This is a genomic window from Micromonospora sp. IBSANI012, from assembly GCF_052814045.1.
Map to the genome: position 1 here is coordinate 5,841,110 of NZ_CP199933.1, position 21,936 is coordinate 5,863,045.

Genomic DNA, 21,936 nt, shown 5'->3' on the forward strand with positions numbered 1-21,936 from the left:
GGGCCTCGCCACGTGTTCAGGCCCGCCTGAGCACGGCCCGGTCACGCGCCACGCCGCCTGCCCGGGCGCGCCGGCACTGGTGAGTGCCCTTGGCTGCACCCGGTCTCGCGAACCCTCGTGGGCTCAGGCCTCGGTGGGGACGCGGAGGCGGCGGGTGAGGTCGGCGCGGCGGGCGTACTCGGCCGGGTCGTCCGGGTAGCCGACCGCGACCAGGGTCAACCCGTGCGCCGCCGCGACGGTCACCTCGCTGGAGCGTTCCCGCCGGCTCAGCAGGCTCGCCGGCCACTCGACCGGCCGTCGGCCGTCCCCGGCGACCAGCATCGCCCCGACCAGGCTGCGCACCATCGCCTGGCAGAACGCGTCGGCCTGCACGGTGGCCACGAGGATGCCGTCCGGGTCGCGCCGCCAGTCCAGCCGGGTCACCTCGCGCAGCGTGGTGGCGTTCTCCTTGCGCCGGCAGTACGCGGCGAAGTCGTGCTCCCCCACCAGCCCGGCCGCGGCGGCGTTCAGCGCCGCCAGGTCCAGCGGCTTCGGCCAGGCGAGGGTGTCCTGCCGGCGCAGCGGCTCGGCGCCCCACGGGGCGTCGGTCACCCGGTACTCGTAGCGGCGGAAGGTCGCCGAGAAACGGGCGTCGAAGTCGGCGGGCACCTCGCTCATGGCGCGGACCCGCACGTCGGTCGGGAGCAGCCGGGCCAACCGGCGCAGCAGCCGCCCGTCGTGCTCCCGCCACACGGCGGTGGGCAGGTCGAGGTGGCAGACCTGACCGGTGGCGTGCACCCCGGCGTCGGTGCGGCCGGCGACGGTCAGCCCGGTCGCCGTGCCCGCGCCGAGGACCAGGTCCAGCGTCTGGGTCAGCACCCCGGCGACCGTCCGCCGGGTCGGCTGGGCGGCCCAGCCGGAGAAGTCCGTGCCGTCGTACGAGACGTCCAGCCGCAGCCGGGTCCGCTCGTCCACCTCGTACCTCCCGTTCACGCCGTCGGGCCCGGCACCCCAGGAAGGGATGCCGGGCCCGACGATGGTGCCTTTGCTCAGGCCTTGTTCTCGGTGGCCTCGTCGCTGTCCTCGCGGGCGGCGTCGGTGTCACCGGACGCCGACACCGGCGCCTCGGAGTCCTGGTCGACCGGGGTCGACTGGGGGGTCTCCTCGGCCGGGGCCAGGGCCTCGACCTTGTCCTGCTGGGCGGTCTTGCGGGCGGCGGTCTTCTTGTTCGCCTTGGGCTCGGCGACCTGAAGCTCCTCGACCAGCTCGATGATCGCCATCGGAGCGGCGTCACCCTTGCGCGGACCGGTCTTCACGATCCGGGTGTAGCCACCGTTGCGGTTGGCGTACCGGGGCGCGATCTGGTCGAACAGGGCGTAGACCACGTCCTTGTCCTTGACGACGCCCAGCACCCGCCGGCGCGCGGCGAGGTCGCCCCGCTTGGCCTTGGTGATGAGCTGCTCGGCCAGCGGACGCAGCCGCCGGGCCTTCGTCTCGGTGGTCTGGATCTTGCCGTGCTGGAACAGCGCGGTGGCCAGGTTGGCCAGCATCAGCCGCTCGTGCGCGGGGCTGCCGCCGAGGCGGGGGCCCTTGGTGGGCGTGGGCATGCTTGGTGCTCCTCAGGTGTGGCGGCAGCGCGGACTAGAGCTGCTCGGTCTCGCGGTAGTCGTCGGTGTCGTAGTCGGCCTCGCCGAAGGCGTCCACGACGTGCGCCGGGTCGAAGTTCGGGGCCGAGTCCTTCAGCCCGAGACCCATCCCGGCGAGCTTCATCTTGACCTCGTCGATCGACTTCTGACCGAAATTCCGGATGTCGAGGAGGTCGGCCTCGGTACGCCCGATGAGCTCACCAACGGAGTTGATGCCCTCGCGCTTGAGGCAGTTGTAGGAGCGGACGGTGAGGTCCAGCTCCTCGATCGGCAGGGCCAGGTCCGCCGCGAGCTGGGCGTCCTGCGGGGACGGCCCGATGTCGATGCCCTCGGCGGTCTCGTCCAGCTCCCGGGCCAGGCCGAAGAGCTCCACCAGCGTCGAGCCGGCGGAGGCCAGCGCGGTACGCGGGCCCATCGACGGCTTGGTCTCGACGTCGATGATCAGCCGGTCGAAGTCGGTCCGCTGCTCGACGCGGGTCGCCTCGACGCGGTACGTCACCTTGAGCACCGGCGAGTAGATCGAGTCGACCGGGATCCGGCCGATCTCGGCGCCGGCCTGCTTGTTCTGCGCCGCCGTGACGTAGCCACGACCCCGCTCGACGGTCAGCTCCATGTCGAGCCGGCCCTTGCCGTTGAGGGTGGCGAGCTTCAGGTCCGGGTTGTGCACCGAGACGCCGGCCGGGGGCTGGATGTCGCCCGCCGTCACGTCGCCCGGGCCCTGCTTGCGCAGGTACATGCTGACCGGCTCGTCGTGCTCGGAGCTGACGCACAGCTCCTTGATGTTCATGACGAGCTCGACCACGTCCTCCTTGACACCGGGGATCGTGGTGAACTCGTGCAGCACACCGTCGATCTTGATCGAGGTGACCGCCGCACCCGGGATGGACGACAGCAGCGTACGCCGCAGCGAGTTACCCAGGGTGTAGCCGAAACCGGGCTCCAGCGGCTCGATGGTGAACCGGGACCGGGTCTCGTTGATCGACTCCTCGGAGAGGGAGGGTCGCTGGCTGATGAGCATTTCTTCTCTTCTCTCTCGGGACGCCCGCTATATGACGCCCACGACACAAACTGTTCCGGTGGCCCGCCCCGGAGGGCGGGCCACCGCAACGAGCCCTTACTTGGAGTAGAGCTCGACGATCAGCTGCTCCTGGACCTGGGTGTCGATCACCTGGCGGGCCGGGAGCGAGTGCACGAGGATCTTCATCTGGCTCGGGATGGCCTCCAGCCACGCCGGAACCGACCGCGAACCGGCCTGAGCCTGCGCCACCAGGAACGGGGTGAGCTCCTTGCTCTTGCCCCGGACCTCGATGATGTCGTGCTCCTTGACGCGGTACGACGGGATGTCGACCTTCTTGCCGTTCACGGTGAAGTGGCCGTGCTTGACCAGCTGGCGGGCCTGGTCACGCGAGCTGGCGTAGCCGGCCCGGTAGACCACGTTGTCCAGCCGCGACTCGAGGATCTGCAGGAGAACCTCACCGGTCTTGGCCTTCTTGCTCACGGCCTCTTCGTAGTAGCCGCGGAACTGCTTCTCCAGCACGCCGTAGACACGACGGGCCTTCTGCTTCTCACGGAGCTGGAGCAGGTACTCCGTCTCCTTCGTGCGGCCGCGGCCGTGCTGCCCGGGCGGGAACGGCCGGGACTCGAACGGGCACTTCGGACCATCGCACTTGCTGCCCTTGAGGAACAGCTTCATCTTCTCCCGCCGGCAACGGCGGCAGTCAGCACCGGTGTAACGAGCCATCTCTCTCTAACCTCTCAGACCCGGCGACGCTTCGGCGGACGGCATCCGTTGTGCGGCTGCGGGGTGACGTCGGAGATCTGCCCGACCTCGAGGCCCACGGCCTGCAGCGAACGGATGGCGGTCTCCCGGCCGGAGCCGGGGCCCTTGACGAACACGTCGACCTTGCGCATGCCGTGCTCCATCGCCCGACGCGCGGCGGCCTCGGCGGCGAGCTGCGCGGCGAACGGGGTCGACTTGCGGGAGCCCTTGAAGCCCACCTGGCCGGAAGAGGCCCAGGAGATGACCGCACCGGTCGGGTCGGTGATCGACACGATGGTGTTGTTGAAGGTGCTCTTGATGTGCGCCTGCCCGTGGGCGACGTTCTTGCGTTCCTTGCGCCGGACCTTCTTGACGGCGGCTCCGGCACGAGCCTTCGGTGGCATAAGTCTGTGCGCTCCTAGTTACTTCTTGCCGGGCTTCTTCTTGCCGGCGACGGTCCGCTTCGGGCCCTTGCGGGTCCGCGCGTTGGTCTTGGTCCGCTGGCCACGCACGGGCAGGCCCCGGCGGTGCCGGATGCCGGCGTAGCAGCCGATCTCGACCTTGCGGCGGATGTCAGCGGCGACCTCGCGGCGCAGGTCGCCTTCAACCTTGTAGTTGCCCTCGATGTGGTTGCGGAGCTGGACCAGCTCCTCATCCGTGAGGTCCCGAACGCGCTTGTCCGGCGAGATGCCGGTAGCGGTGAGCGTCTCCAGGGCGCGGGTACGACCGACCCCGAAGATGTAGGTGAGCGCGATCTCCATCCGCTTCTCGCGGGGGAGGTCGACGCCGACTAGACGTGCCATGTGCGGGCGTACTCCTCGTGATGTTGTGGCGGAGGTCTGGACCCGTCCCACCCCGCTACCGGCCGTCCCGTCCTTCCGACGCTGTCAGCGCCGGCGACCGGGATCGGTCGTGCCCGAGCGGGCCCCGGCCTCCGACCGGGGGTCAACCACGATTGAGTACGCGCTGCGTACCGCTCGCGGCTGGAACGAGCTGATGATGTGCTGTCTGGATCTGCGGCCCGGACCGATCCGACCGGCCGTGTCACGACCGGTGGGACTGGTTCAGCCCTGGCGCTGCTTGTGGCGCGGGTCGGTGCAGATGACCATGACCCGGCCGTGCCGGCGGATCACCCGGCACTTGTTGCAGATCCTCTTGACGCTCGGCTTGACCTTCACGGTTGCCTTACTTCCCATCTGGCCCGGTGGCGCGACCACGCGCGACGCCGGACGTCGAAGACGGACACGGGGACGTCCCGGCCGTCGTCAGGATTACTTGTAGCGGTAGACGATGCGCCCGCGGGTCAGGTCGTACGGCGAGAGTTCGACGACGACCCGGTCCTCCGGCAGGATACGGATGTAGTGCTGCCGCATCTTGCCGCTGATGTGAGCCAGCACCTTGTGGCCGTTCGCGAGCTCCACCCGGAACATTGCGTTCGGCAGGGGCTCGATGACCCGACCCTCGATCTCGATGGCTCCGTCTTTTTTCGGCATGTCCTCCGCTGTCCTGACGTCGGTTACTCCGGACGGCCCACAACGTCTTACACGGGCATCCGACCGAGATCGGAGGGCCCGCGCCAGCCGCGGCTCCGACTCCCACCGAAGCGCGTAGTGGGCATGCCGGAGTGGACGCTGTGCGCCGATCTGAAAGTGTACGCCCGAGTGCGGGCCGTCGCCAAACCGGCCACCCCGCCCGTCACCCGCAGGAAGCAAAACGGACGAGGGGCGACATCTCCCCCGCTGTCGCAGGCTCCGGCCCGGCCGCCCGAAGGCCGGCCGGATCAGCCGAGTCCCGGATCGGCCCCTCCGCGCCGCGTGAGCCCGTTGTCCGGCTTGACGCCGCGGAGCCGGATCAGGACGCGGCGGACTCGGCCGGCTGCCGGGCGGTGACCAGGTCGCCCAGTCGGGCCCGACCGCCGTCGAAGGCGGTCAGCACCCAGACCCCGTCGGGCAGCAGCGCCATCGAGTGCTCCACGTGCACCGCCATCGACCGGTCCCGGGTGACGACCGTCCAACCGTCGGACAGTTCGACGGTACGCGGCGACCCCATCGTGATCATCGGCTCGATGGCCAGCGCCAGGCCCGGCACCAGGCGCGGACCCTTGCCCGGCCGCCCGTGGTTGAGCACGTGCGGGTCCTGGTGCATTTCGGTGCCGATGCCGTGCCCGCCGTAGCCGTCGACGATGCCGTATCGGCCGCCCTTGCGGACCGCGATCTCCACCGCGTGCGAGATGTCGGTCAGCCGGCCCCGGCCGCTGGCGGCGCCCCGCGCCGCGGCGGCGATCCCGGCCCACATGGCATCCTCCGCCACCTCGGCCATCTTCAGCAGCGCCGGGTCGACCTCGCCCACGCCCACGGTGATCGCGGCGTCGCCGTGCCAGCCGTTCAGCACCGCGCCGCAGTCGATGGAGATCACGTCGCCGTCGCGGAGCACCTGCTGCGCCGACGGGATGGCGTGCACCACCTGCTCGTTGACCGACGAGCAGATCGAGGCGGGGAAGCCGTGGTAGCCCTTGAACGAGGGGACGGCCCCGGCCTCGCGGATGGTCGACTCGGCGATCGCGTCCAGGTCGGCGGTGCTGACCCCGGGACCGACGGCCTCCCGCATCCGACGCAGGGCCTCGGCGACCACCAGGCCGGCGGCCCGCATCTTCTCGATCTGGTCGGGGGTCTTCAGCTGGATGTCCAGCTGGGGACGGCGCATGGAGCGAATACCTTTCGTTGCCGGACACCGAACAGCGGGGCACGTCGCACGTACCCCGCTGTTCGCACTCTATCCGCCGGAGCCCGGCAGGACCTCAGCCGCCGTACGACCGCAGCGCGTCGATGGCGCGGACCGTGACGTCCTCCACCGGCCCGGTGGCGTCGATCCCGACCAGCTTGTTCTGGGCGCCGTAGTAGTCGACCAGCGGCGCCGTCTTCTCGGCGTACTCCCGCAGGCGGGCCGCGATCGTCTCCGGCTTGTCGTCGTCCCGCTGGAACAGCTCGGCACCGCAGCGGTCGCAGATGCCCTCGCGGGTGGTGGCGTCGAACTCGACGTGCCAGATCTTGCCGCAGCCGCGGCAGGTGCGCCGGCCGGAGAGCCGCCGGATCACCTCGTCGTCGTCGACGACCAGCTCCAGCACCAGGTCCAGCGCGGTGCCGAGGTCCGCGAGGAGCTTGTCCAGCGCGGCGGCCTGCGGCGTCGTACGCGGGAAGCCGTCGAGCAGGAAGCCCTCGGCGGCGTCCGGCTCGGCGAGCCGGTCCCGGACCATGTTGATGGTGACCTCGTCCGGGACCAGCTTGCCGGCGTCCATGTACCGCTTGGCCTCGACACCCAACGGCGTGCCCTGCGAGACGTTCGCCCGGAAGATGTCACCGGTCGAGATCTTCGGCACCGAGAGGTGTGCGGCGATGAATTCCGCCTGCGTGCCCTTGCCCGCGCCCGGCGGGCCAACCAGAACGAGTCGCATCTACCGCAGGAACCCTTCGTAGTTCCGCTGCATGAGTTGGCTCTCGATCTGCTTCACGGTCTCGAGACCGACGCCGACCATGATGAGCACAGCGGTGCCGCCGAACGGGAAGTTCTGGAACTGCTGGCTGTTCAGCCAGATGAAGAAGAAGTTCGGCAGGATCGCGACGATGCCCAGGTAGAGCGCGCCCGGCAGGGTGATCCGGCTGAGGATGAAGTCGAGGTACTCGGCGGTCGGCTTGCCGGGGCGGATGCCCGGCACGAAGCCGCCGTACTTCTTCATGTTGTCCGCGACCTCGGTCGGGTTGAACGTGATCGACACGTAGAAGTACGTGAAGAAGATGATCAGCAGGAAGTAGATCGCGATGTGCTCCGGCGCGCTCGCCTTCACGATGTGGTTCTGGATCCAGGCCTGGGTCTTGCCCGGGTTGGTCTGGTCGAAGAACTGGAGCGCGAGCGTCGGCAGGTAGAGCAGCGACGAGGCGAAGATGACCGGGATGACACCGGCCTGGTTGACCTTCAGCGGGATGTAGGTCGAGGTGCCGCCGTACATCCGCCGGCCGATCATCCGCTTGGCGTACTGCACCGGGATCCGGCGCTGCGCCTGCTCGATGAAGCAGACCGCGGTGATGACCAGCAGGACCAGGACGAGGACGAGGACGAACTTGCCCCAACCCTCGTTGGTCTTGATCTTCCAGCCCTCGCTGGGGAGCCGAGCGGCGATCGAGGTGAAGATGAGGACGGACATGCCGTTGCCGACGCCGCGGTCGGTGATCAGCTCACCGAGCCACATCACCATGCCGGTGCCGGCGGTCATCGTCATGACCAGGATGCTCAGCGTCAGCCAGTCCGGGATGCCGGTGCCCTCGGGGATGATCGGGAACTGGTCGCAGCGGTTCTGGAACAGCTGCCCGGAGCGGGCCAGCGCCACGAAGGCCGACGACTGGAGGATGCCCAGGCCGAGGGTCAGGTAGCGGGTGTACTGGGTGATCTTCGCCTGGCCGGCCTGGCCCTCCTTGCGGAGCTGCTCCAGCCGCGGGATGACCACGGTGAGCAGCTGCAGGATGATCGACGCGGTGATGTAGGGCATGATGCCCAGCGCGAAGACCGAGAGCTGCAGCAGTGCGCCGCCGGAGAAGAGGTCCAGCAGGTTCAGCACTCCGGTGCTCTGACCCTGGAGGGTGTCGAGGCACTTCTGCACGTTGCCGTACGAGACGCCGGGGCTGGGCAGAGTGGCGCCGAGCCGGTAGACCGCGATGATGCTTACTGTGAACAGCAGCTTCTTGCGCAGGTCAGGCGTACGGAACGCACTGAGAAAGGCGGACAGCAACTTCTTCCTCCTGCGCGAGGCGGGCCGCCGGTGATCCCTGGCGGGGCGGGGTGGGTGCCGGGCGAGTGCCCGATATCCATAGCTGGGAAGGGACTCTAACAGCCCGCTCCCGGTCCGGGCAGACGTGCCCGGCTACATAAACCGAATCCGATGTTACCCGGCGCACACATGCCTGGTAGACCACGGCGCCCGCCCAGTTGTGGACAACTGAGCGGGCGCCATGGGTCGTGCCTTACAGCTCGGTGACGGAGCCACCGGCAGCGGTGATCTTCTCCTTGGCCGACGCGCTGAACCCGTGCGCCGACACCTGGAGGGCCACACCGCCGAGGTCGCCGGTGCCGAGGACCTTGATCGGCTGGCCCTTGCGGACCGCGCCGACCTCGACCAGCTCCTGCGGGCCGACCTGGCCGCCGTTCGGGAAGAGCTCGGCGAGCCGGTCCAGGTTGACCACCTGGAAGACGACCTTGAACTTGTTCTTGAAGCCCTTCATCTTCGGCAGGCGCATGTGGATGGGCATCTGCCCACCCTCGAACGCCGCCGAGATGTTCTTGCGGGCCTTGGAACCCTTGGTACCGCGACCGGCGGTCTTGCCCTTGGAGCCCTCACCGCGACCCACACGGGTCTTCGCGGTCTTGGCACCCGGGGCCGGGCGCAGGTGGTGAACCTTGATCGTCATTACTCGACCTCCTCGACCTTCACGAGGTGGTTGACCGTGAAGATCATGCCGCGAATCTCGGGCCGGTCCTCCTTGACCACCACGTCGTTGATCCGCTTCAGACCGAGCGAACGCAGCGACTCACGCTGGTTCTGCTTGGTGCCGATGCCGGACCGGACCTGGGTGACCTTCAGGCGTGCCATCAGGACGCCACCCCCGCCCGCGACGCCAGCATGGCGGCCGGCGCGACGTCCTCCACCGGCAGACCACGACGGGTCGCGACGGCCTCAGGGGACTCGAGCCCCTTCAGCGCCGCCACCGTGGCGTGCACGATGTTGATCGGGTTCGACGAGCCGAGGCTCTTGGAGAGCACGTCGTGGATGCCCGCGCACTCCAGCACGGCACGCACCGGGCCACCGGCGATGACACCGGTACCGGCGGACGCCGGCTTGAGCAGCACGACGCCGGCAGCGGCCTCGCCCTGCACCGGGTGCGGGATCGACTGGCCGATCCGCGGCACCTTGAAGAAGTGCTTCTTGGCCTCCTCGACACCCTTGGCGATCGCCGCGGGCACCTCCTTGGCCTTTCCGTAGCCCACGCCGACGGTGCCGTCGCCGTCGCCCACGATCACCAGGGCGGTGAAGCTGAAGCGACGACCACCCTTCACGACCTTGGCGACGCGGTTGATCGCGACGACCCGCTCGAGGTGCGGGGTCTTCTCGACGGGCGCGTTTCCGCGGCCGCCCTCACGGCGGTTGTCGCGGCGACCACCCTCGTTGCCACCGGACCCGCCGCCACGGCGCTGTTGACCTGGCATCAGCAGCCTTCCTTATCTCTCGTGACGGGGTTTCTAGAACTCGAGCCCGGCTTCGCGGGCGGCGTCGGCAAGCGCGGCGACCCGCCCCGCGTACCGGTTGCCACCGCGGTCGAAGACGACCTTGGAGACGCCGGCGGCCTTGGCGCGCTCGGCGAGCAGGGCGCCAACCTTGCCGGCCAGGGCGCTCTTGTCGCCCTCCGCACCACGCAGCGACGCGTCCAGGGTCGAGGCCGACGCCAGGGTGTGACCCTTGGTGTCGTCCACGATCTGGGCGACGATGTGCCGCAGGGAGCGGGTGACCACCAGGCGGGGACGCTCGGCGGTGCCGCTGACGTTCTTGCGGACCCGGAAGTGCCGGCGCGCACGCCCGACGGCACGCTTGGCGGCGACGCCGCGGCGGCGCTTGAGCAGCGTGGCGCTCACTTCTTACCTGCCTTTCCAGCCTTGCGGCGGATGACCTCGCCCTGGTACTTCACGCCCTTGCCCTTGTAGGGCTCCGGCGGGCGGATCTTCCGGATGTTGGCGGCGACCTCACCGACCTGCTGCTTGTCGATGCCGGCCACGTGGAACAGCGTCGGCTTTTCCACCGTGAAGGTGATGCCGTCCGGAGCCGGCACCAGCACCGGGTGCGAGAACCCGAGCGCGAACTCGAGGTCCTTGCCCTTGGCGGTGACGCGGTAACCGGTACCGGCGATCTCCAGGCTCTTGCGGTAGCCCTCGGTCACACCGACGATCATGTTGGCGACCAGGGTACGGCTGAGGCCGTGCAGTTCCTTGGCCTTGCGCTCGTCGTTCGGCCGGTTGACGTGCACCTGGCCGTCCTCGCTACGCTCCGCCGTGATCGGCTCGGCGAGCGTGTGCGACAGCTCGCCCTTGGGGCCCTTGACCTTCACGGTCTGGCCGTCGATCGTGATGTCGACGCCGGCCGGTACCGGGATCGACTTACGTCCAATACGCGACATTTCTACCTGTCTCCCGTTACCAGACGAAGGCGAGGACTTCCCCGCCAACGCTCCGCTTGCGGGCCTGCCGGTCGGTGAGCAGCCCCTGGGACGTCGAAATGATCGCCACGCCCAGCCCGCCGAGCACCCGCGGGAGCCCGTCCGACTTGGCGTACACCCGGAGACCGGGCTTGGACACGCGCTTGATGCCGGCCAGGCTCCGCTCGCGGTTCTGGCCGTACTTCAGCTCGACGACCAGTCGCTTGCCGACGGCGCCCTCCTCGGGCTCCTCGACCGACCAGGTGGCGATGTAACCCTCGGCCTTGAGGACCTCGGCGATGTTCGCCTTGATCTTCGAGTAGGGCATCGTCACCCGGTCGTGGTACGCCTGGTTGGCGTTACGCAGACGCGTGAGCATGTCTGCGATCGGGTCGGTCATCGTCATGGATTTCGTCAGCCTTTCTCGCCGGGGTTCCCGGGGCGTTCCGCCCCGGGCCTACGGCGAAGAGCAATAGCTATTACCAGGAAGCCTTGGACACGCCGGGCAGCTCACCGCGGTGGGCCATCTCCCGGATGCACACCCGGCAGAGACCGAACTTGCGGTAGACCGCCTTCGGACGCCCGCACCGCTGGCAGCGGGTGTACGCGCGAACCGAGAACTTCGGCTTCGCGGCCGCCTTGATGATCAGCGCCTTCTTGGCCATCTCAGTTCTCCTTGAACGGGAAGCCCAGGAGCTTGAGCAGCGCCCGGCCCTCGTCGTCGGTCGTGGCGGTCGTGACCACCGTGATGTCCATGCCCCGCTGGCGATCGATCTTGTCCTGATCGATCTCGTGGAACACCGACTGCTCGGTCAGACCGAACGTGTAGTTACCGTGCCCGTCGAGCTTGCGCCCGTCGAGACCGCGGAAGTCGCGGATACGCGGCAGGGCGATCGACAGCAGCCGGTCCAGGAACTCCCACATCCGGTCGCCGCGCAGGGTCACCTTCGCGCCGATCGGCATGCCCTCACGCAGCTTGAACTGCGCGATGGACTTGGTCGCCCGCCGCACCTGCGGCTTCTGGCCGGTGATCGTGGCGAGGTCGCGGACCGCGCCGTCGATCAGCTTGGCGTCCCGAGCGGCCTCGCCGACACCCATGTTGACGACGATCTTGACCAGCCGCGGCACCTGCATGGGGTTGCCGTAGGCGTGCTGCTTCTGCAGCTCGGCCACGATCTCGTTGCGGTACCGCTCCTTGAGGCGCGGCATGGTCTTGGTTTCGGTAGCCGTGGTCATCACAGGTCCTTACCGGTGCTACGCGCGATGCGGACCTTCTGGCCGTTGTCGTCGATCCGGTAACCGACGCGGGTCGGCTTCCCGTCGGAGTCCAGGACCTGCACGTTCGAGACGTGGATCGGGGCCTCCTGGGTGACGATGCCACCGGTCTTGGCGCCACGCTGGGTGGTGCTGATGCGAGTGTGCTTCTTGACCCGGTTCACGCCCTCGACCAGGACCTTGTCCTGCCGCGGGTAGGCCGCGATGACCTTGCCCTTGGCACCCTTGTCCTTGCCGGCGATGACGACGACCGTGTCGCCCTTCTTGACCTTCACGGTCACAACACCTCCGGCGCGAGAGAGATGATCTTCATGAACCGCTTGTCCCGCAGCTCCCGACCCACCGGGCCGAAGATGCGGGTACCGCGCGGGTCCCCGCCGTCCTTGATGATGACGGCGGCGTTCTCGTCGAAGCGGATGTACGAGCCGTCCGGCCGCCGCCTCTCCTTGGCGGTGCGAACGACGACCGCCTTGACGACGTCGCCCTTCTTCACACCGGCACCCGGGATCGCGTCCTTGACCGTGGCCACGATGACGTCGCCGATGCTCGCGTAGCGCCGACCGGAGCCACCGAGAACCCGGATGCACAGGATCTCCCGGGCACCCGTGTTGTCGGCGACGCGCAGTCGCGACTCCTGCTGAATCACGTCTATCTCCTATGTCTGCCGGTTCTCCGGCCGCCCGGAGGCGGCCGGAGCCTGGCGGAACCTGCGCCCGACCGATACCGGCCGAGCTCGAGCCTTCGCTACTTGGCCTTCTCGAGGATCTCCACGAGCCGCCACCGCTTGGTGGCGGAGAGCGGCCGGGTCTCCATGATCAGGACCCGGTCGCCGATACCGGCCGAGTTCTGCTCGTCGTGCACCTTCAGCTTGCTGGTCCGGCGCATGATCTTGCCGTACAGCGCGTGCTTGACCCGGTCCTCGACCTCGACCACGAGGGTCTTGTCCATCTTGTCGCTGACCACGAGGCCCTCACGCACCTTACGGCGGGCCCGCGCGGCGGCGGTGGTGTTCTCGCTCATGATGCAGTCACCTCAGTCGGCGCGGCCGAGAGACCCAGCTCGCGCTCACGCATGATCGTGTAGATCCGGGCGATCTCCCGACGGATGACCTGCAGCCGCCGGTTGTTGTCCAGCTGCCCGGTTGCGGCCTGCACGCGGAGGTTGAACAGCTCCGCCTTGGCCTCACGCAGCTTCGTGACCAGCTCCTCCTCGGAGAGCTCACGCAGCTCGGAAGGCTTGACGCCCGCTGCCATCAGGATTCACCCACTTCGCGCGTAACAATGCGGCACTTCATCGGGAGCTTGTGGATCGCGCGACGCATCGCCTCTCGCGCGATCTGCTCGTTGGGGAAGGACATCTCGAAGAGAACCCGCCCCGGCTTGACGTTGGCGACCCACCACTCGGGCGAGCCCTTACCGGAACCCATGCGGGTTTCCGCCGGCTTCTTGGTGAGGGCCTGGTCCGGGAAGATCGTGATCCAGACCTTGCCACCACGCTTGATGTGGCGGGTCATCGCGATACGAGCCGACTCGATCTGGCGGTTGGTCACGTACGCCGGCTCGAGAGCCTGGATCCCGAACTCGCCGAACACCACCCGGTTACCACCCTTGGACGCGCCGTGGCGGTCCGGGTGGTGCGGCTTGCGGAAGCCCTTCGGGGGCTTGCGCGGCATCAGCATCTGTCAGCCCTCCTGCTGCGTTTCTGCCGGAGCAGCCGCGGCCGAGGCGACAGCAGCACTGTCGATCGGCTCGCCACTCGGCGTCTCGGCCTGCTGAGCGATGGTGGTCGCAGCAGCCCGGCCGGCCTCGGTGCCGCCGGCGGTCGTGCCGGACGAACCCGACCGGCCACGGCGCGGCCGCTCGGGGCGGTCGCCGCGGTCACGGCGCGGGCGGGACGGACCGGCCTCGGCCGGAGCCTCCCGGCCCGGGACGGCGTCGCCCTTGTAGATCCAGACCTTCACGCCGATCCGGCCGAAGGTGGTACGGGCCTCGAAGAAGCCGTACTCGATGTTGGCCCGCAGCGTGTGCAGCGGGACGCGACCCTCGCGGTAGAACTCGGTCCGGCTCATCTCGGCACCGCCGAGACGACCCGACACCTGGACCCGGATGCCCTTGCAGACCGGGTTCTTCATCGCCGACTGCATCGCCTTGCGCATCGCCCGACGGAAGCTGACCCGGCTGGAGAGCTGCTCGGCGACGCCCTGGGCGACCAGCTGCGCGTCCGACTCGGGGTTCTTCACCTCGATGATGTTCAGCTGCACCTGCTTGCCGGTGAGCTTCTCCAGCTCGCCGCGGATCCGGTCGGCCTCCGCACCCTTCCGGCCGATGACGATGCCCGGCCGGGCGGTGTGGATGTCCACGCGGACCCGGTCACGGGTGCGCTCGATGTCGACCTTGGAAATGCCGGCACGCTCGAGGCCCTTGGACATCATCCGGCGGATCTTGACATCCTCGCCGATGTAGTCCTTGTAGAGCTTGTCCGCGAACCAGCGGGACTTCCAGTCGGTCGAGATGCCGAGCCGGAACCCAGTGGGGTGAACCTTCTGACCCATTACTCGGCGCCCTCCGTCTTGCTCTCCGTCTCAGCGGCCTCGGCCTGCTTCGCCGGGGCGGCCTTCTTCGCGGCGGCCTTCTTCGGCGCAGCCGGCGCGACCGCCTCGACCGCCACGGTGATGTGGCAGGTGCGCTTGCGGATCCGGTACGCCCGGCCCTGCGCCCGCGGCCGGAACCGCTTCATGGTCGGGCCCTCGTCGACGAACGCCTCGCTGACGAGCAGCGCGTCGGGGTCCAGCCGCTCGTTGTTCTCCGCGTTGGCGATCGCGCTCGCGAGCACCTTGTACACCTGCTCGCTCGCAGCCTGCGGCGCGAACTGCAGCACCGTGAGCGCCTCCTTCGCGGGCAGGCCGCGGACGAGGTTGACCACCCGGCGCGCCTTCATCGGCGAGATGCGCACGTGCCGCGCAACCGCCCGCGCGCCCGGAAGCACCGGAGCGTCGCCCTTTCCTGGCATCGCTGTAACCCCTTGTTCCTCTATCCGTATGCCCGCGGCGTCAGCGCCGACGGCTCTTCCGGTCGTCCTTCTCGTGACCCTTGAACGTGCGGGTCAGCGCGAACTCGCCGAGCTTGTGCCCGACCATCGCCTCGGTCACGAACACCGGGACGTGCTTGCGTCCGTCGTGCACGGCGATCGTGTGACCCAGCATCTCCGGGATGATCGTCGAGCGCCGCGACCAGGTCTTGATGACGTTCTTCGAGCCCTTGTCGTTCTGCGTCTCCACCTTCTTGAGCAGGTGGTCGTCGACGAACGGGCCCTTCTTCAGGCTGCGAGGCATGTCTTATCTCCCTCAGCCGCGCTTACGCGTGGCGTAGCGGCGGCGGACGATCAGCCGGTCACTCGGCTGGCCCTTACGACGGGTGCGGCCCTCGGGCTTACCCTGCGGGTTGACCGGGTGGCGACCGCCGGAGGTCTTACCCTCACCACCACCGTGCGGGTGGTCGACCGGGTTCATCGCGACACCACGGACGGTCGGGCGCTTGCCCTTCCACCGCATGCGGCCGGCCTTGCCCCAGTTGATGTTCGACTGGTCGGCGTTGCCGATCTCGCCGATGCTGGCGCGGCAGCGCACGTCCACCCGCCGGATTTCACCGGACGGCATGCGGAGGGTCGCGTACACACCCTCACGGCCGAGCAGCTGGATGCCGACGCCGGCCGAGCGGGCCAGCTTGGCGCCGCCGCCCGGACGAAGCTCCACATTGTGGATCGTCGTACCGACCGGGATGTTGCGCAGCGGCAGGTTGTTGCCCGGCTTGATGTCGGCGCCCGGACCGGACTCGACGCGGTCGCCCTGCTTCAGGTCCTTCGGCGCGATGATGTACCGCTTCTCGCCGTCGGCGTAGTGCAGCAGCGCGATGCGCGCGGTGCGGTTCGGGTCGTACTCGATGTGCGCGACCTTCGCCGGCACGCCGTCCTTGTCGACCCGCTTGAAGTCGATCAGGCGGTACTGCCGCTTGTGGCCGCCACCGTGGTGCCGGGTGGTGATCCGGCCGTGGGCGTTGCGTCCGCCCTTCTTCGGCAGCGGAGCCAGCAGCGACTTCTCGGGCGTCGACCGGGTGATCTCGGCGAAGTCGGCGACGCTGGAGCCACGCCGGCCCGGCGTCGTCGGCTTGTACTTACGGATAGCCATTGTCTACACCCCTCAGCTGACCGGGCCGCCGAAGGCCTCGATACGGTCACCGTCAGCCAGCTTCACGATCGCCCGCTTGGTCGCCTTGCGCTGACCGAAGCCGGTCTTGGTGCGCTTGCGCTTACCCTCGCGGTTGAGCGTGTTGACCGTCAGGACGCGGACGTTGAAGATCTGCTGGATAGCGATCTTGATCTCGGTCTTGTTGGCGTCCGGGTGCACCAGGAAGGTGTACCAGTTCCGGTTCAGCTCGCTGTAGCTCTTCTCCGAGACGACCGGCGCGACGATGATGTCGCGCGGATCGGCGATCGTGCTCACTTGCCACCCTCCTCGGTGGTCTCGGCGGGAACGCCCAGGAACTCGTCCAGGGCCTCCTTGGTGAAGACCACGTCGTCGGCCACCAGCACGTCGTACGTGTTGAGCTGGCCGGCCTCGATCAGGTGCACCCGCGGCTCGTTGCGCAGCGACACCCAGTTCAGCTCGTCGGCGCTGCTCAGCACGACCAGGACCCGACGGGCCTCGGTCAGCTTCGCCAGCGTGGCCAGAGCGGCCTTGGTCGACGGCTTCTCGCCCGAGACGAAGGCCTCGACGACGTGCACCTGGCCGGCGCGCGCCCGGTCGGAGAGGGCGCCACGCAGAGCGGCGGCCTTCATCTTCTTGGGGGTGCGCTGGCTGTAGTCGCGCGGGACCGGGCCGTGCACCACGCCACCGCCGGCGAACTGCGGCGCGCGGATCGAGCCCTGCCGGGCACGACCGGTGCCCTTCTGCTTGTACGGCTTCTTGCCGCCACCGGCGACCTCGCCGCGGGTCTTGACCTTGTGCGTACCCTGCCGGGCCGCCGCGAGCTGGGCCACCACGACCTGGTGCATCAGCGCGAGGTTGGCCTGGACGTCGAAGATGTCGGCCGGCAGCTCGACGGAGCCGCTCTTGGCGCCCTCGACGTTGCGGACGTCAACGGTGGTCACTTGGCCGCACCGCCCTTCTTCACCTTGGTCTTGGCCGCGGTACGGACCAGGACCAGCGCGCCCTTGGGGCCGGGGATGGCACCACGGACGAGCAGGAGGTTGTTCTCGGTGTCGACCGCCTGGACGGTCAGGTTCTGGACGGTGTAGCGAACGCCACCCATCCGGCCCGCCATCCGGGTGCCCTTGAAGACGCGACCCGGGGTGGCGCAGGCGCCGATGGAGCCCGGCGAGCGGTGCTTGCGCTCCACACCGTGGCTGGCGCGCAGACCGTGGAAGCCGTGCCGCTTCATCGGGCCGGCGTAGCCCTTGCCCTTGGTCTTGCCGGTGACGTCGATGGTGACGCCGGCCGGGAACTCCTCGACCGTGACCTCCTGGCCCAGCGAGTAGTCCTCGGCGTCCGAGGTGCGCAGCTCGACGATGTGCCGGCGCGGCGCCACGTCCGCCTTCGCGTAGTGCCCGCCCAGCGGCTTCTTGACCTTGCGCGGGTCGATCGTGCCGTAGGCGAGCTGGACCGCGGAGTAACCGTCCTTCTCGGCGCTACGAACCTGGCTGACGACGCACGGGCCGGCCTGAACCACGGTCACCGGGACAACGCGGTTGTTGTCCCAGACCTGGGTCATGCCGAGCTTTGCGCCCAGGATCCCCTTGACTTGCCTGTCCATTTGTCCGGTCCCTACAGCTTGATCTCGATGTCGACGCCAGCCGGCAGGTCGAGGCGCATGAGCGAGTCGACCGTCTTCGGGGTCGGGTCGATGATGTCGATCAGCCGCTTGTGCGTGCGCATCTCGAAGTGCTCGCGCGAGTCCTTGTACTTGTGCGGCGAGCGGATAACGCAGAAACGGTTGATCTCCGTGGGCAGCGGCACCGGGCCCGCGACCTGCGCCCCGGTACGCGTCACCGTCTCGACGATCTTCCGCGCCGAGGAGTCGACGACCTCGTGGTCATAGGCCTTGAGCCGGATGCGGATCTTCTGTCCCGCCATGGTGGCTTCTGTTCCTTCTCTCGATGCCGCTGTGTTGCGGGCGCCTGTACCGGCTGGTACAGGCCCACTTCGCCGACCCCCGCGGTCGGGCGTGTCGCGCCCTCGGGCCAGGCTCCGCCCCGGGACTCCGGAGCGATTCTCAGACCACGCGGTGGGTCAAGGCGCCGATCGCATCACAGCGATCTGGACGCCGTGCGAGGGTGGTTGACCGCCAGGGGCGATCAACCACCCTACGCGCGACTGCTGGTCTCCCGGAGGTCCAGCTTTCACCGGACGCAGGTGACTAACCGTCGTTACGCAACCTGACTAGTATGCCGCACGACCGGCGGCCACGCTAATCGGGGTTACCCAGCTCACTTGAGGATGTTGGTGACGCGACCAGCGCCGACCGTACGACCACCCTCGCGGATCGCGAACTTGAGGTTCTCCTCCATGGCGATCGGCTGGATCAGCTTCACGGTCATGGTGGTGTTGTCGCCCGGCATGACCATCTCGGTGCCCTCGGGCAGCGTGACGACGCCGGTGACGTCCGTGGTCCGGAAGTAGAACTGCGGACGGTAGTTCTGGAAGAACGGGGTGTGCCGGCCGCCCTCCTCCTTGGAGAGGATGTAGACCGTCGCCTCGAACTCCGTGTGCGGGGTCGTGGTGCCCGGCTTGATGACGACCATGCCGCGCTCGACGTCCTCGCGCTTGATGCCGCGCAGCAGCAGACCGACGTTCTCACCCGCACGGGCCTCGTCGAGCAGCTTGCGGAACATCTCGATGCCGGTGCAGGTGGTCTTCATCGACTTCTCGCGGATGCCGACGATCTCCACCTCCTCGTTCGGCTTGAGGATGCCGCGCTCGGCGCGACCGGTGACGACGGTGCCACGACCGGTGATCGTGAAGACGTCCTCGATCGGCATGAGGAACGGCTTCTCGGTCTCGCGCTCCGGCTGCGGGATCGCGGTGTCGACGGCGTTCATCAGGTCCATCAGGCGACCGGTCCACTCCGGGTCGCCCTCGAGGGCCTTCAGCGCCGAGACCCGGACGACCGGCAGGTCGTCACCCGGGTACTCCTGCGAGGAGAGCAGCTCACGGACCTCGAGCTCGACGAGCTCCAGGAGCTCCTCGTCGTCGACCATGTCGCTCTTGTTGAGCGCCACGACGATGTACGGCACACCGACCTGACGGGCCAGCAGCACGTGCTCGCGGGTCTGCGGCATCGGGCCGTCGGTCGCCGCCACCACCAGGATCGCGCCGTCCATCTGCGCGGCACCGGTGATCATGTTCTTGATGTAGTCGGCGTGACCGGGGCAGTCGACGTGCGCGTAGTGACGCGCCTCGGTCTGGTACTCGACGTGCGCGATCGAGATCGTGATGCCGCGGGCCTTCTCCTCCGGCGCCTTGTCGATCTGGTCGAACGGCGTGTACGGGTTCAGGTCCGGGAACTGGTCGTGCAGGACCTTGGTGATGGCCGCCGTCAGCGTCGTCTTACCGTGGTCGATGTGACCAATGGTGCCGATGTTGACGTGCGGCTTAGTCCGCTCGAACTTCGCCTTCGCCACTGGTGTCCTCCTGTGGACTTCTTGGTTCGTTCGCCCCGGCGCGCCGATTGGCGCTTAGGACTCTGTCGACAGCCTTTCCGGCCTGACGGCCGGAGAGCTTTGGTGGGTTCTGCGGCGATGAAGCCTACAGGCCCGGTCTCACACAACCCGATCGAGGTGGCCACGGGCGGGGAGTGCCCTCCCGCGACCAGCCTCGAACCATCGGATCAACTCAGGTGAGCGTCACTCACCAGTCGCCTTGGCGATGATCTCCTTCGCCACGCTCTGCGGAACCTCGGCGTAGGAGTCGAACTGCATGCTGTAGCTAGCCCGGCCCTGGGTCTTCGACCGCAGGTCGCCGACGTAGCCGAACATCTCCGACAGCGGCACCAGGGCCCGGACGATACGGGCGCCGCTGCGCTCCTCCATCGCCTGGATGATGCCGCGCCGGGAGTTGAGGTCGCCGATGACGTCACCCATGTTCTCCTCAGGAGTGGTGACTTCAACGGCCATCATCGGCTCGAGGAGCGCGGGGTCGGCCTTGCGGGCCGCCTCCTTCATCACCATCGAGCCGGCGATCTTGAATGCCATTTCCGACGAGTCGACCTCGTGGTACTGACCGTCCAGCAGCGTCAGCTTGACACCCACCAGCGGGAAGCCGGCGAGGATGCCGTACTGCATCGCGTCCTGGGCACCCGCGTCCACCGAGGGGATGAACTCCCGGGGGATGCGGCCACCGGTGACGGCGTTGGCGAACTCGTAGGTCGGCGAGTCGTTGTCCAGCGGCAGCGGCTCGACGCTCACGATCACGCGGGCGTACTGGCCGGAACCACCGGTCTGCTTCTTGTGGGTGTACTCGATCTTCTCCACCTTGCGGCGGATCGTCTCGCGGTAGGCCACCTGCGGCTTGCCGATGTTCGCCTCGACGTTGAACTCGCGGCGCATCCGGTCCACCAGGATGTCCAGGTGCAGCTCGCCCATGCCGGAGATGACCGTCTGACCGGTCTCCTCGTCCAGCTTGACGCGGAAGGTCGGGTCCTCCTCGGCCAGCCGCTGGATGGCGGTGCTGAGCTTCTCCTGGTCGGCCTTGGTCTTCGGCTCGATCGCGACCTCGATGACCGGCTCCGGGAAGGTCATCGACTCCAGGATGACCGGGTTCGCCGGGTCGCAGAGGGTGTCACCGGTGGTGGTCTGCTTGAGACCCTGCACCGCGATGATGTCGCCAGCCTGGGCCGAGCTGCGCTCTTCCCGCTTGTTGGCGTGCATCTGGTAGATCTTGCCGATCCGCTCCTTGCGGTCCTTCGTGGAGTTGACCACCTGGGTACCGGTCTCGACCACGCCGGAGTAGACCCGGACGTAGGTGAGCTTGCCGAGGTGCTTGTCGGTCTGGATCTTGAAGGCCAGGCCGGAGAAGGGCTCCGACTTGGACGGCTTCCGCTGCATCGGGGTCTCGCCGTCGGTGGCCGTACCCTCGATCGCCGGAACGTCCAGCGGCGACGGCAGGAAGTCGACGACGGCGTCGAGCATGGGCTGCACGCCCTTGTTCTTGAACGCCGAGCCGCAGAGCACCGGGTTGGCCTTGCTGGCGATGGTGGCCCGACGGATGGCGGCCTTGATCTCCTCGACGGAGATCTCCTCGCCCTCCAGGTACTTCTCCATCACCGAGTCGTCGACGTCGGCCAGGGTCTCCATCAGCTTCTCGCGCCACTCCGCCGCGGAGTCGGCCAGCTCGGCCGGGATCTCCTCGATGGCGTAGTCCTCACCCTTCTGGGTCTCCCCGCGCCAGGTGAGGGCGCGCATGCCGATCAGGTCGACGACGCCGATGTGGTCGCCCTCGAGGCCGATCGGGATCTGGAGCACCAGCGGGGTGGCGTTGAGCCGGTCGATCATCATCTGCACGCAGCGGAAGAAGTCGGCACCGGTCCGGTCGAGCTTGTTGACGAAGCACATCCGGGGGACGTGGTACTTGTCGGCCTGACGCCAGACGTTCTCCGTCTGCGGCTCCACGCCGGCGACACCGTCGTAGACCGCGACCGCACCGTCCAGCACCCGCAGCGACCGCTCGACCTCGACCGTGAAGTCGACGTGACCGGGCGTGTCGATGATCTGGATCGTGTGGCCCTTCCACTCACACTTGGTGGCAGCGGAGGTGATGGTGATACCACGCTCCTGCTCCTGCTCCATCCAGTCCATGACGGCAGCGCCCTCGTGGACCTCACCGATCTTGTACGTGATACCGGTGTAGAACAGGATCCGCTCGGTGGTCGTGGTCTTACCGGCATCGATGTGCGCCATGATGCCGATGTTGCGTACGTTGGCGAGCGCGTCTGCGGCGGCCACTTCAATCCCTACTTATCGTCGTCTCGACTCAACTGGTGGCGGTTCCGGCGCC

34 protein-coding genes are annotated in these 21,936 nt (G+C 68.2%); all 34 read right to left on the reverse strand.

Features of this window, described 5'->3' with window-relative positions:
* Window positions 1-123: 123 nt before the first annotated feature.
* Window positions 124-954, reverse strand: coding sequence for a tRNA pseudouridine(38-40) synthase TruA (gene truA, locus ACTWM8_RS26960; protein WP_446211415.1), 831 nt, complete (start codon window positions 952-954; stop codon window positions 124-126).
* Window positions 955-1,028: 74 nt separating this feature from the next.
* Window positions 1,029-1,586: a 50S ribosomal protein L17 gene (rplQ, locus tag ACTWM8_RS26965; protein WP_446211416.1), complete on the reverse strand. Its 558-nt coding sequence runs from the start codon at window positions 1,584-1,586 to the stop codon at window positions 1,029-1,031.
* A 34-nt stretch (window positions 1,587-1,620) separates the two neighbouring features.
* Window positions 1,621-2,643: a DNA-directed RNA polymerase subunit alpha gene (locus tag ACTWM8_RS26970; protein WP_007073009.1), complete on the reverse strand. Its 1,023-nt coding sequence runs from the start codon at window positions 2,641-2,643 to the stop codon at window positions 1,621-1,623.
* A 96-nt stretch (window positions 2,644-2,739) separates the two neighbouring features.
* Window positions 2,740-3,366 (reverse strand): 30S ribosomal protein S4, encoded by a 627-nt coding sequence (gene rpsD, locus ACTWM8_RS26975; RefSeq protein ID WP_154941830.1) that lies wholly within the window; start codon window positions 3,364-3,366, stop codon window positions 2,740-2,742.
* 14 nt (window positions 3,367-3,380) lie between these two features.
* Entirely contained in the window at window positions 3,381-3,788 is a 408-nt protein-coding gene (rpsK, locus tag ACTWM8_RS26980; RefSeq protein ID WP_013288613.1) for a 30S ribosomal protein S11, read from the reverse strand.
* A gap of 18 nt (window positions 3,789-3,806) precedes the next feature.
* The gene (gene rpsM, locus ACTWM8_RS26985) at window positions 3,807-4,187 is read right to left on the reverse strand and encodes a 30S ribosomal protein S13 (RefSeq protein WP_091079342.1); all 381 of its coding nucleotides are present in this window, start codon (window positions 4,185-4,187) and stop codon (window positions 3,807-3,809) included.
* A gap of 261 nt (window positions 4,188-4,448) precedes the next feature.
* Window positions 4,449-4,562, reverse strand: a complete 114-nt coding sequence (gene rpmJ / locus ACTWM8_RS26990; RefSeq protein WP_012184307.1) for a 50S ribosomal protein L36 — start codon at window positions 4,560-4,562, stop codon at window positions 4,449-4,451.
* A gap of 93 nt (window positions 4,563-4,655) precedes the next feature.
* Window positions 4,656-4,877, reverse strand: coding sequence for a translation initiation factor IF-1 (infA, locus tag ACTWM8_RS26995; protein WP_007073013.1), 222 nt, complete (start codon window positions 4,875-4,877; stop codon window positions 4,656-4,658).
* Window positions 4,878-5,235: 358 nt separating this feature from the next.
* Window positions 5,236-6,087: a type I methionyl aminopeptidase gene (map, locus tag ACTWM8_RS27000; RefSeq protein ID WP_446211417.1), complete on the reverse strand. Its 852-nt coding sequence runs from the start codon at window positions 6,085-6,087 to the stop codon at window positions 5,236-5,238.
* A 94-nt stretch (window positions 6,088-6,181) separates the two neighbouring features.
* On the reverse strand, window positions 6,182-6,835 hold the full coding sequence (locus tag ACTWM8_RS27005; RefSeq protein WP_088960266.1) for an adenylate kinase: 654 nt from the start codon (window positions 6,833-6,835) through the stop codon (window positions 6,182-6,184).
* Window positions 6,836-8,164: a preprotein translocase subunit SecY gene (secY, locus tag ACTWM8_RS27010; protein ID WP_446211418.1), complete on the reverse strand. Its 1,329-nt coding sequence runs from the start codon at window positions 8,162-8,164 to the stop codon at window positions 6,836-6,838. It lies immediately after the preceding gene.
* 232 nt (window positions 8,165-8,396) lie between these two features.
* Window positions 8,397-8,840 (reverse strand): 50S ribosomal protein L15, encoded by a 444-nt coding sequence (gene rplO, locus ACTWM8_RS27015; protein ID WP_088960264.1) that lies wholly within the window; start codon window positions 8,838-8,840, stop codon window positions 8,397-8,399.
* Window positions 8,840-9,022 (reverse strand): 50S ribosomal protein L30, encoded by a 183-nt coding sequence (rpmD, locus tag ACTWM8_RS27020; RefSeq protein ID WP_446211419.1) that lies wholly within the window; start codon window positions 9,020-9,022, stop codon window positions 8,840-8,842. Before rpmD ends, rplO begins: the two co-directional genes overlap by 1 nt.
* Window positions 9,022-9,636 carry a 30S ribosomal protein S5 gene (rpsE, locus tag ACTWM8_RS27025; RefSeq protein ID WP_154941824.1) on the reverse strand — a complete coding sequence of 205 codons (615 nt, stop codon included), beginning with the start codon at window positions 9,634-9,636 and terminating at the stop codon, window positions 9,022-9,024. Before rpsE ends, rpmD begins: the two co-directional genes overlap by 1 nt.
* A gap of 33 nt (window positions 9,637-9,669) precedes the next feature.
* Window positions 9,670-10,059, reverse strand: coding sequence for a 50S ribosomal protein L18 (gene rplR / locus ACTWM8_RS27030; RefSeq protein WP_088960261.1), 390 nt, complete (start codon window positions 10,057-10,059; stop codon window positions 9,670-9,672).
* Window positions 10,056-10,598 carry a 50S ribosomal protein L6 gene (rplF, locus tag ACTWM8_RS27035; protein ID WP_238448367.1) on the reverse strand — a complete coding sequence of 181 codons (543 nt, stop codon included), beginning with the start codon at window positions 10,596-10,598 and terminating at the stop codon, window positions 10,056-10,058. The genes rplR and rplF overlap by 4 nt, the downstream gene beginning before the upstream one ends.
* 16 nt (window positions 10,599-10,614) lie before the next feature.
* Window positions 10,615-11,022, reverse strand: a complete 408-nt coding sequence (rpsH, locus tag ACTWM8_RS27040; protein ID WP_013288624.1) for a 30S ribosomal protein S8 — start codon at window positions 11,020-11,022, stop codon at window positions 10,615-10,617.
* A 73-nt stretch (window positions 11,023-11,095) separates the two neighbouring features.
* Window positions 11,096-11,281 (reverse strand): type Z 30S ribosomal protein S14, encoded by a 186-nt coding sequence (locus ACTWM8_RS27045; protein WP_007465272.1) that lies wholly within the window; start codon window positions 11,279-11,281, stop codon window positions 11,096-11,098.
* A gap of 1 nt (window position 11,282) precedes the next feature.
* Complete coding sequence (rplE, locus tag ACTWM8_RS27050; protein WP_446211420.1) at window positions 11,283-11,852, reverse strand: 50S ribosomal protein L5; 570 nt, start codon at window positions 11,850-11,852, stop codon at window positions 11,283-11,285.
* Entirely contained in the window at window positions 11,852-12,172 is a 321-nt protein-coding gene (gene rplX, locus ACTWM8_RS27055; protein WP_007465276.1) for a 50S ribosomal protein L24, read from the reverse strand. The genes rplE and rplX overlap by 1 nt, the downstream gene beginning before the upstream one ends.
* Window positions 12,169-12,537 carry a 50S ribosomal protein L14 gene (rplN, locus tag ACTWM8_RS27060; RefSeq protein ID WP_007465279.1) on the reverse strand — a complete coding sequence of 123 codons (369 nt, stop codon included), beginning with the start codon at window positions 12,535-12,537 and terminating at the stop codon, window positions 12,169-12,171. Before rplN ends, rplX begins: the two co-directional genes overlap by 4 nt.
* Window positions 12,538-12,635: 98 nt before the next feature.
* Window positions 12,636-12,911, reverse strand: a complete 276-nt coding sequence (gene rpsQ / locus ACTWM8_RS27065) for a 30S ribosomal protein S17 (RefSeq protein ID WP_154941821.1) — start codon at window positions 12,909-12,911, stop codon at window positions 12,636-12,638.
* Complete coding sequence (gene rpmC / locus ACTWM8_RS27070; protein ID WP_013288628.1) at window positions 12,908-13,144, reverse strand: 50S ribosomal protein L29; 237 nt, start codon at window positions 13,142-13,144, stop codon at window positions 12,908-12,910. Before rpmC ends, rpsQ begins: the two co-directional genes overlap by 4 nt.
* Window positions 13,144-13,569, reverse strand: coding sequence for a 50S ribosomal protein L16 (gene rplP / locus ACTWM8_RS27075; protein ID WP_073834927.1), 426 nt, complete (start codon window positions 13,567-13,569; stop codon window positions 13,144-13,146). The genes rpmC and rplP overlap by 1 nt, the downstream gene beginning before the upstream one ends.
* Window positions 13,570-13,572: 3 nt before the next feature.
* Complete coding sequence (rpsC, locus tag ACTWM8_RS27080; RefSeq protein ID WP_088960256.1) at window positions 13,573-14,442, reverse strand: 30S ribosomal protein S3; 870 nt, start codon at window positions 14,440-14,442, stop codon at window positions 13,573-13,575.
* Window positions 14,442-14,900 (reverse strand): 50S ribosomal protein L22, encoded by a 459-nt coding sequence (gene rplV, locus ACTWM8_RS27085; RefSeq protein WP_088960255.1) that lies wholly within the window; start codon window positions 14,898-14,900, stop codon window positions 14,442-14,444. The genes rpsC and rplV overlap by 1 nt, the downstream gene beginning before the upstream one ends.
* A gap of 40 nt (window positions 14,901-14,940) precedes the next feature.
* A complete protein-coding gene (rpsS, locus tag ACTWM8_RS27090; RefSeq protein ID WP_007073032.1) occupies window positions 14,941-15,222 on the reverse strand; it encodes a 30S ribosomal protein S19 in 282 nt (93 codons plus the stop codon).
* Between the two features lie 12 nt (window positions 15,223-15,234).
* A complete protein-coding gene (gene rplB, locus ACTWM8_RS27095) occupies window positions 15,235-16,074 on the reverse strand; it encodes a 50S ribosomal protein L2 (protein WP_088998353.1) in 840 nt (279 codons plus the stop codon).
* Between the two features lie 12 nt (window positions 16,075-16,086).
* Window positions 16,087-16,389: a 50S ribosomal protein L23 gene (gene rplW / locus ACTWM8_RS27100; RefSeq protein ID WP_073834931.1), complete on the reverse strand. Its 303-nt coding sequence runs from the start codon at window positions 16,387-16,389 to the stop codon at window positions 16,087-16,089.
* Window positions 16,386-17,036: a 50S ribosomal protein L4 gene (gene rplD, locus ACTWM8_RS27105; RefSeq protein WP_154941819.1), complete on the reverse strand. Its 651-nt coding sequence runs from the start codon at window positions 17,034-17,036 to the stop codon at window positions 16,386-16,388. The genes rplW and rplD overlap by 4 nt, the downstream gene beginning before the upstream one ends.
* A complete protein-coding gene (rplC, locus tag ACTWM8_RS27110; protein ID WP_446211421.1) occupies window positions 17,033-17,698 on the reverse strand; it encodes a 50S ribosomal protein L3 in 666 nt (221 codons plus the stop codon). The genes rplD and rplC overlap by 4 nt, the downstream gene beginning before the upstream one ends.
* Before the next feature lie 11 nt (window positions 17,699-17,709).
* The gene (rpsJ, locus tag ACTWM8_RS27115) at window positions 17,710-18,018 is read right to left on the reverse strand and encodes a 30S ribosomal protein S10 (RefSeq protein ID WP_007073037.1); all 309 of its coding nucleotides are present in this window, start codon (window positions 18,016-18,018) and stop codon (window positions 17,710-17,712) included.
* Between the two features lie 353 nt (window positions 18,019-18,371).
* Window positions 18,372-19,565, reverse strand: coding sequence for an elongation factor Tu (gene tuf, locus ACTWM8_RS27120; RefSeq protein WP_446211422.1), 1,194 nt, complete (start codon window positions 19,563-19,565; stop codon window positions 18,372-18,374).
* Window positions 19,566-19,787: 222 nt separating this feature from the next.
* Window positions 19,788-21,884: an elongation factor G gene (gene fusA / locus ACTWM8_RS27125; RefSeq protein ID WP_357909998.1), complete on the reverse strand. Its 2,097-nt coding sequence runs from the start codon at window positions 21,882-21,884 to the stop codon at window positions 19,788-19,790.
* Between the last annotated feature and the right edge of the window lie 52 nt (window positions 21,885-21,936).

Bases quoted from the DNA above. Each gene is read 5' to 3' on its own strand.
- rplC (WP_446211421.1), bottom strand. From the start codon at position 17,698: ATGGACAGGCAAGTCAAGGGGATCCTGGGCGCAAAGCTCGGCATGACC.
- rpmD (WP_446211419.1), bottom strand. From the start codon at position 9,022: ATGGCACGCCTGAAGGTCACCCAGGTCCGGTCCGGCATCGGCACCAAG.
- rpsS (WP_007073032.1), bottom strand. From the start codon at position 15,222: ATGCCTCGCAGCCTGAAGAAGGGCCCGTTCGTCGACGACCACCTGCTC.
- infA (WP_007073013.1), bottom strand. From the start codon at position 4,877: ATGCCGAAAAAAGACGGAGCCATCGAGATCGAGGGTCGGGTCATCGAG.
- rplQ (WP_446211416.1), bottom strand. From the start codon at position 1,586: ATGCCCACGCCCACCAAGGGCCCCCGCCTCGGCGGCAGCCCCGCGCAC.
- ACTWM8_RS27045 (WP_007465272.1), bottom strand. From the start codon at position 11,281: ATGGCCAAGAAGGCGCTGATCATCAAGGCGGCCGCGAAGCCGAAGTTC.
- rplP (WP_073834927.1), bottom strand. From the start codon at position 13,569: ATGCTGATGCCGCGCAAGCCCCCGAAGGGCTTCCGCAAGCCGCACCAC.
- rplO (WP_088960264.1), bottom strand. From the start codon at position 8,840: ATGACGATCAAGGTTCACCACCTGCGCCCGGCCCCGGGTGCCAAGACC.
- ACTWM8_RS27005 (WP_088960266.1), bottom strand. From the start codon at position 6,835: ATGCGACTCGTTCTGGTTGGCCCGCCGGGCGCGGGCAAGGGCACGCAG.
- rplB (WP_088998353.1), bottom strand. From the start codon at position 16,074: ATGGCTATCCGTAAGTACAAGCCGACGACGCCGGGCCGGCGTGGCTCC.
- ACTWM8_RS26970 (WP_007073009.1), bottom strand. From the start codon at position 2,643: ATGCTCATCAGCCAGCGACCCTCCCTCTCCGAGGAGTCGATCAACGAG.
- rpsH (WP_013288624.1), bottom strand. From the start codon at position 11,022: ATGACGATGACCGACCCGATCGCAGACATGCTCACGCGTCTGCGTAAC.
- rplV (WP_088960255.1), bottom strand. From the start codon at position 14,900: ATGCCAGGAAAGGGCGACGCTCCGGTGCTTCCGGGCGCGCGGGCGGTT.
- rpsJ (WP_007073037.1), bottom strand. From the start codon at position 18,018: ATGGCGGGACAGAAGATCCGCATCCGGCTCAAGGCCTATGACCACGAG.
- rpsD (WP_154941830.1), bottom strand. From the start codon at position 3,366: ATGGCTCGTTACACCGGTGCTGACTGCCGCCGTTGCCGGCGGGAGAAG.
- rpsC (WP_088960256.1), bottom strand. From the start codon at position 14,442: ATGGGTCAGAAGGTTCACCCCACTGGGTTCCGGCTCGGCATCTCGACC.
- rpmC (WP_013288628.1), bottom strand. From the start codon at position 13,144: ATGGCAGCGGGCGTCAAGCCTTCCGAGCTGCGTGAGCTCTCCGAGGAG.
- rpsQ (WP_154941821.1), bottom strand. From the start codon at position 12,911: ATGAGCGAGAACACCACCGCCGCCGCGCGGGCCCGCCGTAAGGTGCGT.
- map (WP_446211417.1), bottom strand. From the start codon at position 6,087: ATGCGCCGTCCCCAGCTGGACATCCAGCTGAAGACCCCCGACCAGATC.
- rplE (WP_446211420.1), bottom strand. From the start codon at position 11,852: ATGACCACGGCTACCGAAACCAAGACCATGCCGCGCCTCAAGGAGCGG.
- rpsE (WP_154941824.1), bottom strand. From the start codon at position 9,636: ATGCCAGGTCAACAGCGCCGTGGCGGCGGGTCCGGTGGCAACGAGGGT.
- rpsM (WP_091079342.1), bottom strand. From the start codon at position 4,187: ATGGCACGTCTAGTCGGCGTCGACCTCCCCCGCGAGAAGCGGATGGAG.
- rplF (WP_238448367.1), bottom strand. From the start codon at position 10,598: ATGTCGCGTATTGGACGTAAGTCGATCCCGGTACCGGCCGGCGTCGAC.
- rpsK (WP_013288613.1), bottom strand. From the start codon at position 3,788: ATGCCACCGAAGGCTCGTGCCGGAGCCGCCGTCAAGAAGGTCCGGCGC.